This is a genomic window from Tateyamaria sp. (assembly GCF_039940735.1).
GTDB lineage: Bacteria > Pseudomonadota > Alphaproteobacteria > Rhodobacterales > Rhodobacteraceae > Tateyamaria.
This window is the reverse complement of record NZ_JBDVGB010000045.1, coordinates 25,617-42,825: the sequence shown is the minus strand read 5'-3', so window position 1 is coordinate 42,825 and position 17,209 is coordinate 25,617. Positions and strand designations below refer to the sequence as shown.

The window sequence follows — 17,209 nt, the reverse complement described above, 5'->3', positions numbered from 1 at the left end:
CAGGTGACATCCGTGGCTTGGCCCGTGGGCATGGCCGCCGAGGCGCATGATATTTTGTGTCTGCCGCGCAACCCGACCGTCACCGAGGCGCGCCGCGCAGGCGCCGCGTTGACCAAGGCTCGCGCGGGCAAGCCGTTGTTGCTGTGTGCTGATACCACCAAACGGGTGGCCGAATTGGGCTTTGGTCTGGCCATGCGCGATTACGAATTTTCGGATCACAAGACGGCGGACAAAGATGCGGCAACAGATGTCATTGTCATGTGTGCCGATGTGGACGCCGCTGTCGCGGCAGCCGCCCCCTTGATGGCTGTGGCCGAAGGCGCGTTTATGACGCGCGATCTGATTAATGAGCCGGCCAACGTGTTGACCACCACTGAATTTGCCGACCGACTGGTTGAAATGAAATCCTTGGGCCTTGAGGTCGAAGTACTGGACGAGGACGCGTTGGAAAAGCTGGGCATGCGCACATTGCTATGTGTCGGCCAAGGGTCGGACAGCCCGTCAAAAGTGGTCGTCATGCACTGGAATGGTGGCGAAAAAGATGCGGCCCCTCTGGCGCTCGTGGGCAAAGGCGTTGTCTTTGACACCGGCGGCATCAGCCTGAAACCTGGCGCTGGCATGGAAGACATGACCATGGATATGGGCGGCGCAGGCGTTGTCGCAGGCACCATGCGTGCCTTGGCGCTGCGCAAAGCAAAGGCCAATGTGGTCGGTCTTGTGGGGCTTGTTGAAAACATGCCGTCTGGCAATGCGGTGCGCCCCGGCGATGTGATCCGGTCGATGAAAGGTGACACGGTCGAGGTCATCAACACCGATGCTGAGGGGCGTTTGGTGTTGTGTGATGTCATGTGGTACGCGCAAGAGCGGTTTAAACCCGCCGGCATGATCGATTTAGCGACCTTGACGGGCGCGATTATCATTGGCTTGGGCCATGAAAATGCCGGCGTGTTTTCCAATGACGATGCGTTATGCAAATCTTTCCTCAAGGCGGCCGAGGTTGAAGGCGAGGGCGCGTGGCGCATGCCTTTGGGTCAAGCCTATGATGATCTGTTGAAGTCGCGCATTGCGGATATGAAAAACATAGGTGGTCGCGCGGCTGGGTCCGTGACGGCGGCGCAATTCCTCAAGCGGTTTGTCAAGGACGAGACGCCATGGATTCACCTTGATATTGCGGGTGTTGCCTTGACCAAATCGCCCACAGCGTTGGCACCTGCGGGGGCGACTGGCTGGGGGGTCGCGGCGTTGAACCGCCTTGTGGCGGACAACTTCGAGGCCGAATAACATGGGTGCCGCCTATTTCTATCACCTGACGCGCCGCCCTTTGGAAGAAACGCTGACCATGCTGCTGGGCAAGTCCTTGCAGGCCGGGTGGCGTGTGGCGGTGCGCGGTGTTGATGAAGGGCGGCTGGCCTGGCTGGATGAACGGTTGTGGACAGGCGAAAGCGATGCGTTTTTGCCCCACGGCGTGGCCGGTGGCGCGCATGACGCGGATCAGCCGGTGCTTTTGACCACGGGGGCGGCAGGCAACGGCGCGTCTTGTGTCATGAGCATCGATGGCGCACAGGTCAGTGCCGAAGAGGTCGCGGCACTGGACCGCGTATGCGTGTTGTTCGACGGTGATGACCCCGAAGCGCTGGACGTGGCGCGCGGGCAATGGAAGGCGCTGAAAGACGCCGGGGCAGCGGCGCAATACTGGTCCGAAGAAAGCGGCAAGTGGGAGAAAAAAGCAGAAACGCCAGCTGCTTAACGGCTTAAGCGCATCTTGCCATCTGCGATTTCAATCCGACCCCAATTTTGCAAATATCCCATACCAAGCAGGGACTGCCATAGCTCTCCGTCATTGACGACAGCGCGCACATTGGTGTCTGTGTGCGGCCCAATGCTGACCGTATCAAGGCGCACAGGGGCTGTGCGCACTTCTCCGTTTGCGGTAGCGGCGCGGCCCAGAAACACAAGGTCTTCGGGGGCAAGCCCGGCGGTTTTGGCGTCATTTGCATTCAGTACGATTTCACTGGCGCCAGTATCAACGATGAATTCGATTGGTGCCCCGTTGATGTCGAGGGTGAGGTAATAATGCCCATCCCGACTGCGCGGGATTTCGATTGTGCCGTCCCCGTCAAAGCGGGTTTGACTGGGGTTCAGGTCATCCTGAAGATCGTCCCACAGGCCGACCACTGCGATGGCGCCGATAAAAATCAGCGCCCAGATCGCGGCCATTTGCAGGGTCTGTGACAGTTTGAGCTTGGACGACAACAAAAACGCGCCCCCCAGCACAAGGGCAAGGGCGCCGAGATAGGCCAATTGGGCAATGTTGTCGCTGCTCATGGTGCGATTATAGGGCGCGTGTGGGTCATGTCAGCCGGAAAGCGATACAAAATCGTTTAAACCGTCTAGCACAAATTGCACGGACAGGGCCGCCAATAACATGCCAAGCAAGCGGGTCACGACTGTGATGCCAGTTTTGCCCAAAGCGCGTTCGAGCAGTCCCGAAGCAAGAAACAGAGCAAGGCAAACACCCAGCACAAGTGCCGTGATCGCCAGCACCAATGCCAGCCCTTCGACCCCCGGTTTTTGCCCGGTGAGCAGAATGACCGACGCGATGGCGCCGGGCCCTGAAATCAGTGGAATGGCCAGCGGAAAGACAGATGGGTCATCATAGTCGTCTTCGTCCGCCTGATCTTCGCGTCGTTTGGTGCGCCGTTCAAACAGCATATCAAGGGCTGTCAGGAACAACAGGATGCCGCCAGCGATCCGAAAGGCGGGCATGCCAATGCCGATAAAGCCAAGAATGGATTCGCCGAACAGGGCAAAGGCGATCAGGATGGTCATGCCGATAGCACAGGCGCGAAGTGCAATGTTGCGGCGTTGGCGTTCTGGCACCCCTTGTGTCAGCGCCACAAACAACGGTGCGAGGCCAATGGGGTCGATCACCACAAACATGGTGACAAAGGCTGTGATGAGAAATGCGGTGTCGATCATGAATTTGAACCCGTTGGGGCGCTGCCCCAAACCCCGAGGTATTTAAAACCCAAAGAAAGTTATGAGGTTTGGGCGGTTTCTAGTTTTTCAAGGTCTTTCATCCAGAGTGTTTCAGCGCGTTCAAGTGCAACCATAACTTCGGCGTATTTCTTTTGCCAGACTTCCATTTCACCGATCTTGGCATCCTCGTAAAGGTCCGGATCCGCGAGTTTTTTTGCCAGTTTATCCCGCATATCGTTCAACTTTTCCACGCGCGCTTCGGATTTGCGGGCTTCGGATTTGAGCGTCAGGATAGCGTCGCGTGACAGCTTTTTGGGTTTCGGCTTTTCCTGCACGGGCTTGGTCGGTTTGCCATCGGCCAGCAGCATTTTGCGGTACGCTTCGAGGTCTTCTTCGTAAGGTTTAACGGTGCCATTTGACACCAGCCAAAGCCGGTCCGCGACCAGTTCAAGCAAGTGCATATCGTGGCTGACAAGGATTACGGCGCCCGTATAGGCCGTGAGCGCTTCGACCAGCGCTTCGCGGGATTCAATGTCGAGGTGGTTGGTTGGCTCATCGAGGATCAGCATGTGTGGCGCATCAAGTGTGGCGAGCAGCAACGACAGGCGCGCTTTTTGACCACCTGAGAGTTTGCCCACCACTGTTTCGGCCTGATCCGCCATCAGCCCAAATCCCGACAGGCGCGCGCGCCAACGTGCAGGACCTTCTGTGGGCCGTTCACGGCGTAAGTGGTCTAGCGGGGTTTCGTCGATGAACAATTCGTCCACTTGGTGTTGCGCGAAATAGCCGATGCGCAGCTTGCTGGATTTGGTGAACTTACCGGACATCGCGGGCAGGCGGTCGGATAAGAACTTCGACAGCGTAGATTTACCCTGACCGTTCTTGCCCAGCAGCGCGATGCGGTCGTCTTGGTCGATGCGCAGGTTCAGTTTGGACAGAACAGTTGTGTCGCCGTAGCCCGTACTTGCCCCATCAAGGTGGATGATGGGGGGTGAGAGTTCTTCGGGATTGGGGAAGTCAAAGCGCTTTAAACCAGCCTCTTGCGGGGTGGTGATTGGCGTCATCTTTGACAGCGCTTTCAGGCGGGATTGGGCTTGGCGCGCTTTGTCGGCTTTATAGCGGAACCGATCCACATAAGATTGCAAGTGGGCACGACGGGCGTCTTGTTTTTTCGCCATGGCCGCTGCGTTAGCCAGCCGTTCGGCGCGTTGCCGCGCGAATTGATCGTAGGGGCCGGAATAATAGGTCAGCTTACGGTCTTCGAGGTGCAAAATTGCGCCAACAGCGCGGTTCAACAGACCACGGTCGTGGCTGATGATCACAACTGTATGTGGGTATTTTGCCAGATAACTTTCCAACCACAACGCACCTTCAAGATCGAGGTAGTTGGTCGGTTCATCAAGCAGCAACAGATCAGGTTGTGAAAACAACACAGCCGCAAGGGCGACGCGCATGCGCCAGCCTCCCGAAAAATCGGAACAAGGTTGAAGTTGTTCGGCGTCGTCAAATCCAAGACCCTTCAGGATCGTGGCGGCGCGGGCTTCGGCGCTCCAGGCGTCGATGTCGGCAAGACGGGTTTGAATTTCGGCAATGCGAATGGGGTCTTGGCTTTGGTCGGCCAAAAGCGCGGCGCGTTCAGTATCAGCGGCCAATACAGTATCAAGCAAAGATGTGGCCGAGGCTGGGACTTCTTGGGCCACTCCGCCGATGCGCGCGCCTGATGGTAGGGAAATGTTGCCACCTTCCAGTGACAATTCGCCCCGGATTAGGCGGAATAGGGTGGTTTTGCCCGTGCCATTGCGCCCGACAAGGCCAACTTTGTGGCCCTCGGGGATGACAGCACTGGTGGCCTCGAACAGGGGGCGACCGGCGACGGAATAGGATATATCGTTGATGCGTAACATGGCGGGACGACTGAAGCAGTCGCCGGGGCGAGTCAATGCGATGTAGGTGACTTATTGCTTGGCGTGGGCCATCACGGGTGCCACCTGGGAATTTGCCGACAATTTCGTGCAATTTTGCAGGGGAATTTTGGCAAAGCATGACGCGGGCGTAAAACAGGCATCAATTTAACCACATGCAAAAATCCACTTTTCCAACCTTTCGTCCCGTGTTAGGCGGCGCTCAATTCAATGCGGCGATCCCGCCGTGCAAACAGGAGTGATCCCATGGCGCTTGAGCGTACCTTTTCCATCATCAAACCCGATGCCACCCGCCGCAACTTGACCGGTGCCATCAACGCAAAATTCGAAGAAGCAGGCCTGCGCATCGTTGCGCAAAAACGCATTCAGCTGACCAAAGAGCAAGCCGGCGTGTTCTATGCCGTGCACTCTGAGCGTCCGTTCTATGACGAACTGTGCGAATTCATGGCGTCTGCCCCGATCGTCGCGCAGGTTTTGGAAGGCGAAGGCGCCGTTGCCAAAAATCGCGAAGTCATGGGCGCAACAAACCCGGCCGACGCGGCCGCTGGCACTATCCGTGCGGAATTTGCTGAATCCATGGGCGAAAATTCGGTCCACGGTTCAGACGCACCTGAAACGGCTGCGGTTGAAATCGCGTACTTCTTCTCTGGTCTTGAGCTGGTTGGTTAAGCCACCTTTTCAAACCCGGTAGTTTAGCGGCGCTTCCTTTGATGGGAGCGCCGTTTTTTACATAAAGAAAGTCAGGTAATGCTTTGCTTTAAAGTATTACTTTTTCTTTTCGATCACGCCGATGTCGTTCAATGCGCGCTCGAATGCAGAGCGGTCACTGTCAAAGCTCTCGGCCTTGATGGCGTCAAAACGAACGCGCAAGGCTTTCTTTTCTTCGCCTTTGCAATCGTTCCACGGACGGCCCTGCAATCCCATGACAAGAACATAATACCCGATAAAGTGGGGCTTGATGCCTGCGCGCAGCAGGCGGGCGTAGGCCTCGTCAGGGCCAAGGGTATGCAATGTCTCGGCGTCAGGAATGCCTGCTTGTGCACAGGCGGCATCCATCATCGGACCAAGATTGCGGATTGAGGAAACAGGGGTGCCCATGTCGCATGGTCTAGCGCGCCGAACGGGGGCTGTCATCCTCGAACACAGTTCAATTTAGATGCTTGCGTAGTCCGTGAACTGTGGCTGTGGTTTGGGTTGTTTTGGCGGTTGAGGCGCTTGGCTTGGGGTGGTGGGTTTACTAGGCATAACGTTCACCTTCCATTGTTGCTGCTGCGATCGCCGATGTTCCGGCGTAGCATCATCTCAGCACGCGTTTGTGCCAAGGGCAGGTCCAAAATATGGCAATTATGTGTCACGGCCTATGCAATATTGCGTGATTTGGCGGTACGGGCGGCCTGGCGCACATAAAATGGGCGGAAAATTAGGATGATTTACCGCGTCTGGCCAACCTTGGGGTTCCAGCGCGATTCCTGCAAAAGGCGCTATATCTGTGCCCGGCAGCGTCGGAATATGTGCACCGGCATAGACTTGTAAACCGGGTTCTGTGCTGTTGATCCGCAAGGCCAATCCGTCGCTGCCATGCAGGGTCGCCAGCCGTGTTGGGACGTTGCTTGCAGCGGTTTTGATACAGAAATTGTGATCGACAGACGGATCAAGTTGCTTGGGATGCCCGTGGTCGAACGGCGTATTGGCCACGGGCGCGGTTTGCCCTGTGGGAATGTTGTCGCCGTTCACCGGCAGGTAATGCGTCGCTGGGATTTGTAAACGGTGATCGCGCGTATCGCCAAGGCGCCAATAGGGATGGTGGGCGATGTTGATCGGCGTAGGGGCATCCGTGACAGCTGTGATGGATAGGGTCAGCGTCGCACCTTCGACCTTATAATGCACATTTATGGCGCGCGTCCCGGGCAAGCCACCGGTTTCGTGTGGCAGAAGGGCACACAGATGTACTTCGTTACTGGTTTGGTGCACGACCTGCCACATCTGTTGGTCCAGCCCATTAGGTCCGCTGTGTAGCGCGGTGATACTGTTTTCATTGCAAGGCATGTGGTGAATTACATCGTTAAGCGGCACACGTCCGCCAGCCACGCGGTTTGCGACAGGGCCGACAATTGCACCGGGATAGACGTCGCGCCATGTGGGGTGCCGCGTGGGGTCGGCGTGTAAAGTAAGTGACGCAGACCCTTGATAAGACAAGGTTTCCAACCGTGCGCCATGAGGCGACACTGTGGCGCGCAAGTCATTTGAAACAAGGGTGATTTGGTCTGTCATTGCGCAATGATGACAGGCACCGGCGCAATGCACCAGCCTTTGTGCTTGACGCTGCCCACGGCAGTCGCATTCATACAAAAAACCCGAAGGAGTGCCACGGATGATCGACGCCCACGTTTCGACCCATGATGCCGCAGCCGACACACGCAACGATCACATATTGATCTATCTCGACGGCAAGATTGTCCTGCGTGATCAAGCAGTTGTGTCTGTGTATGACAGTGGTTTCATGCTTGGAGACGGGATCTGGGAAGGATTGCGGCTTTATGATGGCCACATCTCATTTTTTGATGATCATTTGGACCGATTGTTCGAGGCCTCGGCCTATACCGAGATCGATATTGGCATGGACAGGGCCGCGCTGAAACAGGCGGTTTGGGACACGTTGCGCGCCAACGAGATGACGACAGATGTGCATATCCGGCTGATGGTGACGCGCGGGCGCAAGACCAAGCCGTTTCAACATCCCCATCTTAGTATGTTTGGATCGACGGTGGTGATTATTGCCGAACATTCCAAACCAGATAACAGCGTGATCACCCGCGGCATTCGTCTGCACACGGTGCCGCATCATCGCGGGATGCCCTTGACGCAGGATGCCAAGTTAAATTCGCATTCCAAGTTGAACTGTATCATTGCGTTAAACCACGCGATCCGCGCCGGTGCGGACGAGGCCTTGATGCTGGACCCGTTTGGTTTTGTGAACACCACCAACGCTTGCAACTTTTTCATCGTCAAAAAGGGCGCGGTTTGGACTTCGACCGGGGATTATTGCATGAACGGGATCACGCGCCAGAAAGTGATCGACCTGTGCCGTGCATCTGACATCCCGGTTTTTGAACGCAACTATTCACTGGTCGACACCTACAGCGCGGACGAGGCGTTTTTAACGGGCACATTCGGCGCGCAAACCCCGGTGTTTGAGATCGACGGGCGCGATATTGGCGGCCGAGTGGCAGGCCCCGTGTTTACGCAATTGCGCGCGGCCTACAAACGTTTGATCGACGCGGATCGCGGCTAGCCCAAACGCTCTAGCAGCTTGTCCACGCCTTTTTCGAGGGCAGCAAGCTTTTTGCGCCGCGTGATGCTGGCGGTATTTGGCTTGGCCGGGTCATCGGCGCCCAGTTGGCCGCTGTCCTTGGCACTGTTGATGGTGGTTTGCAGCAACCCCATGACGGAATGGGCCTTTTTCACATCCGTTTTGACCTGATCGATAAAAATGCGCGCAAGGCCCGTCACTTTTTTGTTCACACCCGCGTCCTGAGATTGAGAAGCGCGTTTCAAGTCAGTTTGCATTGCTTTGAAGTCTTGGATCAGGCTTTTGCGTAAAGCTTCGATGCGGGCGTCGCGGTCGGCATCGGCGGTTTCATTTTTCTGCGCTTTTGTTTGTTCGTCACTTGGATCGTCTTGTGCGTCTGATGCAGATTTAGGGGTTTGTTCAGGCGTCTGAACCGCCGCCGCCTTTTTGGTTTTTTCGTCTGCTGCGTCTGCCGTGTCATCGGCGTCGTCTGCGGGTTCTTCTTCGCCCTTAAGCATGATGCGAATGGGCGCGCCGCGTTCGGCAAAGTGCTTTTTTGCCATCTTTAGCAGGGGGCCCGGAACGGAATCGGGGTCGTCGACGTCGAGCACCATCACCTTGCCAGACATTGACGCAATGCCCTTGGCGCCTTTTGCGCCGCCGGCTTCTTTCTTGGCGGTGCGCCACAGAACATCGCAGTTTTTCTTGCGATCGGTGTGAAATACAAGCGCGTCCTTGCCCAATACCATCGCAAAGTTAACGTCTTTTTTACGGACTTCGGCAATCTGTTTCGAAAGCTCTTCGCCTTGTTGCTTAAGCTCGGTTGGGGTGGGTTTTTTGGCCATGGGCTGTTCCTTTGCGGCTTATTCGGCGGCGGCGCGACCTGCGCCCATGTAAAGTTTTTGAATATCAACAAATGCACCGTCGCTAAGCTGCGCGTGCACCGCAGCCCATGCATCGGGGTTGCTTGAAATCGTGTCATACCAACCGCGTGGGCAGGTGAATTGTTCCAACACCTCTTCGCGGGTGGACTGCATCCAACATAAGGCAAGCGTGTCATCAACCACAGCCACAAGGCGCAATTCGATCCCCGGCCCAATCGGGGAAGATGGCAGTTTGCGCAGCAGATCAAGCTTCATCATCTCAAGCACAACGTCATCAAGGTCGTGCGCGGCACACAGCAATTTTTCACGGACGGCAGGCCATCCAAAGGTCAGACGCACGGACAACGTATCGCCCACATCGCGTGCTGCTTTAGGGGCTTTGGGGCCGTAGCTTTGGGCGAACAAGTCGCGCACCACGTCTTCGATCTCGAGATATCGCGGCATGTCTGGCCCAGGCATTGCCGCGATCCATTGGCCATTTCCTGCGTCCAGATAGTTGAATTCAGGTTGTAAACGAAAGCTGTGTTCGCAAGCGCCACAGGTCGTGTCCTGAAAACGATCATCAAGAATGGCCTCGCGGAAATCGGGGCGGCGATCTGCGTTGACGCTGCCAACGGCTTTGACCGTTACGTCGGCCTCGCATTTGGGGCATTTTACGGTGATGGGGTGAAAAAGGGACATGTGCGGCGATCCTTATTCCGGCCCGTCAAGGGCTTCTAGCCATGCGGCGGCGGGGTGTGTGGGTTTAAGTTTGCCCGAATGGTACGCGGCATAAAGTTCAGAAAACCATTCACCGGGTGCGCGGAACTGATAGCCCGTCATCCCTTTGGACCGGGCGGCAAGCTGGTAGCTGGTCCATGATCCGTCATAGCTTTCTTGATAGACGATGCCCCCAATCGCAATGCGTTGTGCGCCGGAATTGCTGGACCACGGGTTACGAGATGTGCGCACCTGCGCAAGCCACGCAGAAAACGCGACCCGGCGGCCTTCCCAGTCTTCGGGACTTGCGCCGCCTTGCGGTTGCGGTACGCCGGGCGCGACTTCGCCGGGAGTCGTCCCGGTGGGCAGTTTTCGGTTCATCGCCTGTTGGATATAGCGCTTGTCATAATTGAAATGACCCGCAAGAACCGTGGCGATTGGGTCGACATTTGCTCCGTATTCGGTCCACCCTCCATAGTCGGGGCTGCTTTGATTGCGCCGCATGAACCCGTGTTGGTCGTCAACGGCATGGCCCACTTCGTGCAATGTGTTCCAACTGAAAAAGCTGACCGGGTCGTCATTGGCGGGCTGAAAATCAGGGGCCAATTGCCCCACTTGCCCTTCGACACCGAACCCATAAGCGCTGGACAACGCAGCGTCACCTTCGCGCATCACGACATCCTTGTCAGAGCCGTTGTAGTATGACCCACCGCCACTTTCGATGACGGTAAAGACGCGCATGCTGTCATTTTCGATCGTGGCGACATCGGGCAGGTCTGACATGATTTCGTAAAACCGCCGGATGTCCGGGCCGTCTTGGGTGCCGGCTGCGATGGGGTTGGCAGGATTTCCTGCGGCATCGATCCCTTGAAAGTTTTGCAATGTGCAGCCGAAACGGGCTTCGAAGGCGACGGACAGCACGGCGCGTTGTGCGTCGGGTTCCAATGCGTCAATCATGGCGTCAAGTTCGGCTTCGCCACCGGGACCATTCAGGATTGCGGTGACTTCGGCCGGGGTTGGCGGGACATTCGCGCGCATATTGGCCAACATGAGCGCGCTGGCGCCCAATGTTTCGACCTCTTTCAGCAGGGCAACGGCGGGGATCGGATCCAATGCTTCGGACAGGCGCGTTGCTTCGGCCAGTTTGCGCCGGATGGCGTCGATATTGGTTTGGATCGCGTAGGCGTGGTCGTGCTCTTCGAGCGTGACAAGGCGCGGTTCAACCTCGGGTTTGGCGCGCAGAATGACATACTCGCCGTGCGCATCAAGTTTTGGTCCAACATCACGCATACGCGCCACCAGCACTGTCAAATCGTTAGAACAGCCGGGCAGGGCGGCCAGATTAACAGCCCGAGAAGAGATCACGCCGATTTCGGTCGTGGCGTCGTTCAGCACCGTATCCAGATAGGCCGACTGCGGATGGCTGCGGTGCGTCGCGATGGATTGACGCGCGTCTTCCAGCGCGGCTTCGAGCAGTTGGTTCTGGCTGATAAGATTACCGGCGGCCGCAATTAAATCAAGGGCTTGGCGTAAGGCATTCGTTCGATCGGCGGGGCTGGCACTGCTGTCTTTAGCAGTGGTCAGCGCCGTTTCGGCGTCGGTGAATTCCTGCGTGGCAATATCGGAGTTGTTGCGTCCGGTGAGTGCCGTCAGGGCTGTTTGTGTCGCTTCAATCTGCTGCGCCGTTGGTCCATCCGCATCAGATGCATTTTCACCCAAAGCGCCGGTAATGTCGGCACGGGTCTGTGCAAAATCGGCTTCGGCAAGCGCCTCATCCGCACCGGCAGAGACGTTTTCCATCATTGTTTTGGCCCGTGCCGGATCATCAGCGGCTGCGATGGCTTCGGCGGCGTTATACTTGTCGCGCAACATGCCCAGAACGGTTTCGATGGCAGCGCGTTGAGGGTGGGTTTCGGCAGCTGTTAGCTGTTGTTGCGCATGCGCTTGGGCCGGGCCATAGGCCGTGTGGGCATCGGCCAGCGGCAACACGGCGTTGGCTTCCGTTGTTAGGGCGTTCATATGTTGAGTTGCGATGGCATATTGCGGTTCGGCCCCTAGGGCGACCGCGGCAGTATAGCGGGTTTCAAAGGCAGTTAGTTTTTCTTGGATGCCGGGGGACCGTTTGGCTGTCAAAGCATCCAAAGCGGCACGTGCATTGGACTGTGCCGTGTTGTAAGGCCCGGCCAAAGTCAGCGCGTCAATTCCACCTTGGATCGACCAATATAATTGGTTCGTGATGCTCCACGCGGCGCCATAAGCGCCACTTGCAAGACAGGCTTGATGATCTGCGATCAGACCGTTTGTTTCGGCCAGCGCATTTGCGACGGCTGGTTGACCGCCTTGAATTTGACCAATCCGTGCAGTCACCCAAACGGGGTAATTTGCATCGATTTTCATCGCATGTAGTCTGTCCTGCGTGGTTGCAGCGGCGACTTCTGTCCCTTCGTTGCCTTTGCTGTCTGCGGCACTGAAATCTTCGTTTGTGATATCGGTGGCAATGTCGGTTAAAAGACCAGTCAACCGCGTCATGCGCGCCACCAAAAGCGTTTGAACATTGGCGTTGCTGGTGTTGATCAAGGCAATAGCGCCATTGATGTTTGCAATATCGGGTTGAATATTGGCGGCATACAGGCCTGCGTTGATCTCTGCCTGACGGCCACGGGCTGTGGCCTCTTGCAGCTTGGCCTCGGCGGTGACGAAATCAAAGCTGGGCGCTTTGGCAAGGGTATCGGCCTCGGTCAGCAGCGTTTTGCAGGCATCGATTGCCGGCTGGATACAGTTGTCAACATTCAGCGGGGGCAGGGTGGTGTCCACCAGCGCGCGGGCCGTGGCATAATGGGTGGCAAAACCCGCCTGAGCCAGAATTTTTGGCTGCAACACCTGCAAAGCCGCAATGCCTTCATCAAGCTTGGCCCGTAAGATCGTGGCGTCGGGGGCGGTTTTGGTCGCTTCGATTTTTGCCGCATCTACCGGTACATCCGCAGCGGTCAGGTCGGCGGCGAACGTGTTGGTGGTATCAAGGCCCGCGACAGTCGCGCGCATCGTGACATAAACGGCCAACGCTGCTGGAAAATCACTTGCAGCACCGTCTAGTGCGCCGGTGTCATGTTGCGCATCAAGTGCGGTTTGGGCGTCGGATGCTGCTTTTGCCTCGTTGGCGCGGGCGGTGGCTTCGACGAGGCTGGCCTCAGCGCCGGTGATGTTCTTGGCAACGGCTTGCGTCGCAGCGAGGGTCATCAATGTTTCGGCCTGCGCGATGGCATCGGCGGTGTCTGGCAAAGCGGCGATGGTCGTGATCAATGTGCGCGCCGTGGCGCGGTTGCCGTCATAGACCACATAGGCATCTGCGATCACCTTTTGCGCGACCCACGCACCGGCCTGTGTGCGTTGCAGCAGTTGCACTGCGGTGGGGTATTTGGTTGCGGCGGCTTCGGTGACGGCTTGTGCGCGGTCTGCTTTGCGCGCCTGAAAGAACTCTTCGATGGCAACGCGTCCGGCATGGGGATCAAGGATCGCCAATTGCGCGTCGAATGCAGTCAGCGCGGTGGTGTAATCTGCCGCTGCGGTCAGAATATTAAAGATCGTGGCAAATTCTGAGGTGAGATGCTGCATCTTGGCTGCAGATCCCGCATAATCGTTGGTGTTGGTGTAATCGGCGGCGGTGAATTCAGCAGTGAACCGATTGATCGTGGCTTGCAACGCTGCGCGGTCCGTTGCCGGGGCGGGATTGATTTGGCCAATGTACCATGTGACGTCGCCGTGCCGGTTCAAATAGCGGGTGCGGCGTTCATTCAGTGCGCGGCGGCGTTCATGCAGGGCCGGAATTTGGTCAAGCTTGGCCACGCCATCGCTATATTTCGCCGCAGTTGCATCTGCTTGGGCGCTTGTAAATAGCGTATCAATGGCGGTTTTTAGATCATCAATGGCCGGATCTGTCGTGAGGACCGCTGGATCGGGGTTGTTGACCAACGTGGTCCGTTGCCCAAGCACCGCGTTAAAATGCGCAAGGTCATGGGCTTTGTCTTCGACGGCTGCGCATTCCGCAGCCAAGGGCGAAATAAGGGCAAATGCGGCGGCATAATCGGCGCTGCTTGCGGATGCCTCGGCCGAGGTTGCCTTGGCTTTGATCGTCACAATAAGGGAGGCGATGGTTGGATCACCCGATTGTGCGTGACGTTCAAGCGCGGTGATAGCCCGCGCATAACCGGCTTTGGCGGCGTCATATTTGTCTTGGTCGGCGTTAACTCCGGGTGCCGCCGTGCTGGGATCGCCCGCCGGCGCAGCGGGCTGAGTGGCAAGATAAGACTGATAGCTGGCGGCCATTTTTGCACGCACAGCCTCTAGCACTTTGGTGGCATCTGCCCAGCGTTGATCGGTTTCGGCAGTGACCATGACGGCATAGGCCTGTTCCATCTTGGCAATGTCCGGCCAATTTGCACCCTTCAATGTCGCCATCCGGTCTTCGAACTCTGAGCGCGCAGCGGCCAACGCATCCCAGATGTCGCGATTACGTTGCAGAATGGCGCTTTGTTCACTTACAACATCGCGCAACTGATCCAGTTTCGTCGAAAGGTTATCTAGGTCGGTTTGCTCGGCTGCATCGATGATACCGTCTTGCAAAGCTTCGGCACGCAGAACGTCGTATTGCGCGGTGATTTTTACAATTGTGGCTTGCGCCAACTTGATGTCTGCAATTCTCGGGTTCACGACGGTATTCCTTTCGTGTGCTCAACAAACACGAGCAAGACCTTCATTTTCGCACATCATGAAAGCTGGATGGGCGGTTTTAAACGACTTCAAAAATAGTCCGGCAGCGGGTAATCATCGGTGTAATATGGCAAAGCGTAGCCGAGACCTTTATACTTTGCAAAGCGGGGAAATCCTTACCTTTGGCCCCTTGACCCGCATTTGAAGGCCGCGCCATAGTTGAATTCTTTAATGTTAAGGCGTTTCATGTTTCGTTTTTCGTGTTGCATCCTGCCCGTTTTGGCCGCCTTGGCGCAACCCGCCCACGCCTGCACGAGACCTGTCTTAACTGCAGGTACGCCTGATGCCCCACAACAAACGAGGTCCACAATGTCAGCAGGCGCCACAGATCCGGCCCTTCAATTGCAAGGGAATTGGTCCTTGACGAAGGTGGCTAATGTCGCAGCCCCTAAGGGGGCAAGCATGATGTTCTTGGCCGACAGGGTTGAGATGTCTGTGGGATGTAACACGATTTCTGCCGTGCCTATTTTAGGGCCGGGTTTCGTGCGCTTTCGCGACGTCATCGCAACCAAAATGACCTGCGCACCTGACATCCAAGTGCTTGAAACGCAGGTGATGGATGCACTGTCACGGGTTGTCACAATGCAAGTCGGCACAGGCGACATTCTAAGTTTTTATGATGGGGTTAACGACCTGCAACTCGGTGCCGTCCGAGTTCAATGAGCTAATGCACCATCCCTCATGTGATCAAGGGTGGTTTGGTACGTATGGGTGCAGATTAGGCTCAAGTGTTCTTAAGTAATTCAATATGTTACTTGTTTATGTTAATGTCGTTGTCAAATTTGCATCGCTGTCTCTTTCGTAGGCCAAAATCCTCATGAGTGGCCGTTTGAGGGCGAAAAGTTCACGCTCTCAAGTCTACCTTTAAAACCTGGTTTCGCTTTTGCATTAATGCCCCATTCACTCATGAAGACTACAAGTATGCCTATCTTTTAGATAAGGCGGGTGAGTGGGCTTGATCGACCAATGGCACATTTTGAAAATTTGTAATTGTTCTAACGCTCACAGGCGTCATTATTGGATGGCCATTTGTTGATGTGCAATGACGCGCGGCACCACCTCAAATCATTGATCACCTGATGGATAGGACGTTGGTAAATCTTGTCGAGGCTCACACATATAAAGTCGTCATTGTGGATGACTCGATGTCGATGCGTCGCTGGCTGAGCAGTGTCATTTCACAGGATTCCAGACTTGAAATCGTTGGCGCAGCAGGCACCGCAGAAGAAGCACGGAGCGTTATCAACCAAACGAACCCGGATGTCCTGACACTCGACATTGAAATGCCAGGAATCAACGGTCTTGAATTTTTGGCGCATTTGATGCGTTTGCGTCCGATGCCCGTTGTAATGCTCGCGGGTGCGATCGAAGGCAAAAGTATCGGTGCCGAACGGGCGAGGTCACTTGGTGCGGCGGCATGTATGGCAAAACCTAGTTTTCCAACCGGGCCCATTATGCACGATTTGTGCCAAACATTGGTCGATGCGGCCACGGGACGATTGCCTGCCGCGCCCACATCAATTGAGAAAAGATCAGGGGTATCTGACAAATTGATTATGGTGGGCGCTTCCACCGGCGGAGTTCCGGCAATCGAGACTTTTCTCGAACAACTGCCAAAGGACTCACCGCCTGTCGTGATAGCGCAGCACATGCCGCACGGCTTTCTAAGAACATTCGTTAACAGAATGGATCAATCATGCGTCCACCAAGTGGGCTTTGCACGGGATGATATGCGACTTGAGATAGGAACCGTTAATATTTCACCATCGCAAGACATGCAGACCAGTGTTTTTTGGCGCAATGGGTCATGGCACATTAAACACGTCAAACGCCGCAATGGTCATTTGTACTGTCCATCTGTTGATGTGTTATTCACGTCCGGCGTTCCGTGGGCACCACAAATAGGTGCCGCAATTTTGACGGGTCTCGGTGATGACGGTGCGCGCGGCATGTTGGCCCTGCGGCGTAATGGTGCGTGTACAATCGGGCAATCAAAAGAAAGTTGTGTCGTATATGGCATGCCAGGGGCTGCGTTTTCGCTAAATGCCGTTCAGGTCGAAGCGCCGATCGACGAAATCGCATCGATATTATTAGCTAGATTGAATGTAAAAGACCTAAGTGGGGTCAAAACATGAAGCAGATACACATCACCCAAGGGGAATACGCAACCGGCGATGATCGCAGTACAGTCATCTCAACGTTGCTTGGTTCTTGCGTGTCTTGTTGCTTGTGGGATTTATCTGCCGGCGTTGGTGGAATGAACCATATTCTTCACGCTCGGGCGCAGGCCGATAACCCACTTCAAAACGGCTCCGGCATCAATACAATGGAAGTTTTGATCAACGCGCTGTTAAAGCTCGGGGCAAGGCGCAGTAATTTGAAAGCCAAGGCTTTCGGTGGGGCTCAGATGGTCTCTGGTTTGTCGGATATCGGCGAGCAGAATACTGCGTTCATAACGAACTTTCTGGCCCAAGAAAGCATTCCGTTGATCACTCAATCTTTTGGTGGACATCAAGCCCGTAATCTCAAGTTTTGGCCGACAAGTGGCCGAGTGATGCAGAAACTGACAGACGTAGATGTTCGCTGGATGGAAATCGAACCGTCGGCGCAGTCTGGACACGAAGTGGGGCTGTCTTGATGTGTCTGGTGCGGCAGCGAAGAATCTCGGA

15 protein-coding genes are annotated in these 17,209 nt (G+C 55.9%); 7 read left to right on the top strand and 8 right to left on the bottom strand.

The genetic code is table 11. The features are described from left to right. A partial coding sequence (locus tag ABJF76_RS08890; RefSeq protein WP_413822555.1) for a leucyl aminopeptidase occupies positions 1–1,281 on the top strand: 1,281 nt, incomplete at its 5' end. Between the two features lies 1 nt (position 1,282). Next, positions 1,283–1,747 (top strand): DNA polymerase III subunit chi, encoded by a 465-nt coding sequence (locus ABJF76_RS08885; RefSeq protein WP_413821670.1) that lies wholly within the window; start codon positions 1,283–1,285, stop codon positions 1,745–1,747. Here ABJF76_RS08885 and ABJF76_RS08880 read toward each other — a convergent pair. From ABJF76_RS08880 to ABJF76_RS08870, 3 genes are read right to left on the bottom strand one after another with little or no spacing between them, the layout of a single operon-like run. Continuing rightward, on the bottom strand, positions 1,744–2,325 hold the full coding sequence (locus tag ABJF76_RS08880; protein ID WP_413821671.1) for a TIGR02281 family clan AA aspartic protease: 582 nt from the start codon (positions 2,323–2,325) through the stop codon (positions 1,744–1,746). The genes ABJF76_RS08885 and ABJF76_RS08880 overlap by 4 nt on opposite strands. Before the next feature lie 30 nt (positions 2,326–2,355). Next, positions 2,356–2,979, bottom strand: coding sequence for a MarC family protein (locus ABJF76_RS08875; RefSeq protein WP_413821672.1), 624 nt, complete (start codon positions 2,977–2,979; stop codon positions 2,356–2,358). A 59-nt stretch (positions 2,980–3,038) separates the two neighbouring features. Next, positions 3,039–4,883, bottom strand: coding sequence for an ABC-F family ATP-binding cassette domain-containing protein (locus ABJF76_RS08870; RefSeq protein ID WP_413821673.1), 1,845 nt, complete (start codon positions 4,881–4,883; stop codon positions 3,039–3,041). Between the two features lie 264 nt (positions 4,884–5,147). On the opposite strand from ABJF76_RS08870, the gene ndk reads away from it, so the two are divergent. Then, the gene (gene ndk / locus ABJF76_RS08865; RefSeq protein WP_413821674.1) at positions 5,148–5,570 is read left to right on the top strand and encodes a nucleoside-diphosphate kinase; all 423 of its coding nucleotides are present in this window, start codon (positions 5,148–5,150) and stop codon (positions 5,568–5,570) included. Positions 5,571–5,666: 96 nt separating this feature from the next. Here the strand turns inward: ndk and ABJF76_RS08860 are convergent, their stop codons facing one another. Both ABJF76_RS08860 and ABJF76_RS08855 read right to left on the bottom strand, forming a co-directional pair. Then, complete coding sequence (locus ABJF76_RS08860; RefSeq protein WP_413821675.1) at positions 5,667–5,999, bottom strand: TfoX/Sxy family DNA transformation protein; 333 nt, start codon at positions 5,997–5,999, stop codon at positions 5,667–5,669. Between the two features lie 246 nt (positions 6,000–6,245). Then, a complete protein-coding gene (locus ABJF76_RS08855) occupies positions 6,246–7,172 on the bottom strand; it encodes an aldose epimerase family protein (protein ID WP_413821676.1) in 927 nt (308 codons plus the stop codon). A gap of 100 nt (positions 7,173–7,272) precedes the next feature. Here ABJF76_RS08855 and ABJF76_RS08850 point away from each other — a divergent pair, with 100 nt between their 5' ends. Next, entirely contained in the window at positions 7,273–8,193 is a 921-nt protein-coding gene (locus ABJF76_RS08850) for an aminotransferase class IV (protein WP_413821677.1), read from the top strand. Here ABJF76_RS08850 and ABJF76_RS08845 read toward each other — a convergent pair. The 3 genes from ABJF76_RS08845 to ABJF76_RS08835 are packed head-to-tail and all read right to left on the bottom strand — an operon-like array spanning position 8,190 to position 14,480. After that, the gene (locus tag ABJF76_RS08845; protein WP_413821678.1) at positions 8,190–9,035 is read right to left on the bottom strand and encodes a hypothetical protein; all 846 of its coding nucleotides are present in this window, start codon (positions 9,033–9,035) and stop codon (positions 8,190–8,192) included. The genes ABJF76_RS08850 and ABJF76_RS08845 overlap by 4 nt on opposite strands. An 18-nt stretch (positions 9,036–9,053) precedes the next feature. Beyond that, on the bottom strand, positions 9,054–9,755 hold the full coding sequence (locus tag ABJF76_RS08840) for a CpXC domain-containing protein (RefSeq protein WP_413821679.1): 702 nt from the start codon (positions 9,753–9,755) through the stop codon (positions 9,054–9,056). Positions 9,756–9,767: 12 nt separating this feature from the next. Next, the gene (locus ABJF76_RS08835; RefSeq protein ID WP_413822554.1) at positions 9,768–14,480 is read right to left on the bottom strand and encodes a hypothetical protein; all 4,713 of its coding nucleotides are present in this window, start codon (positions 14,478–14,480) and stop codon (positions 9,768–9,770) included. Between the two features lie 231 nt (positions 14,481–14,711). On the opposite strand from ABJF76_RS08835, the gene ABJF76_RS08830 reads away from it, so the two are divergent. The 3 genes from ABJF76_RS08830 (at position 14,712) to ABJF76_RS08820 (ending at position 17,178) form a co-directional block, all read left to right on the top strand. Further along, positions 14,712–15,203 (top strand): META domain-containing protein, encoded by a 492-nt coding sequence (locus tag ABJF76_RS08830; RefSeq protein WP_413822389.1) that lies wholly within the window; start codon positions 14,712–14,714, stop codon positions 15,201–15,203. 416 nt (positions 15,204–15,619) lie between these two features. Beyond that, positions 15,620–16,675, top strand: a complete 1,056-nt coding sequence (locus ABJF76_RS08825) for a chemotaxis protein CheB (protein WP_413821682.1) — start codon at positions 15,620–15,622, stop codon at positions 16,673–16,675. Then, positions 16,672–17,178, top strand: coding sequence for a chemotaxis protein CheD (locus ABJF76_RS08820; protein ID WP_413821683.1), 507 nt, complete (start codon positions 16,672–16,674; stop codon positions 17,176–17,178). Before ABJF76_RS08825 ends, ABJF76_RS08820 begins: the two co-directional genes overlap by 4 nt. Positions 17,179–17,209: the final 31 nt, after the last annotated feature.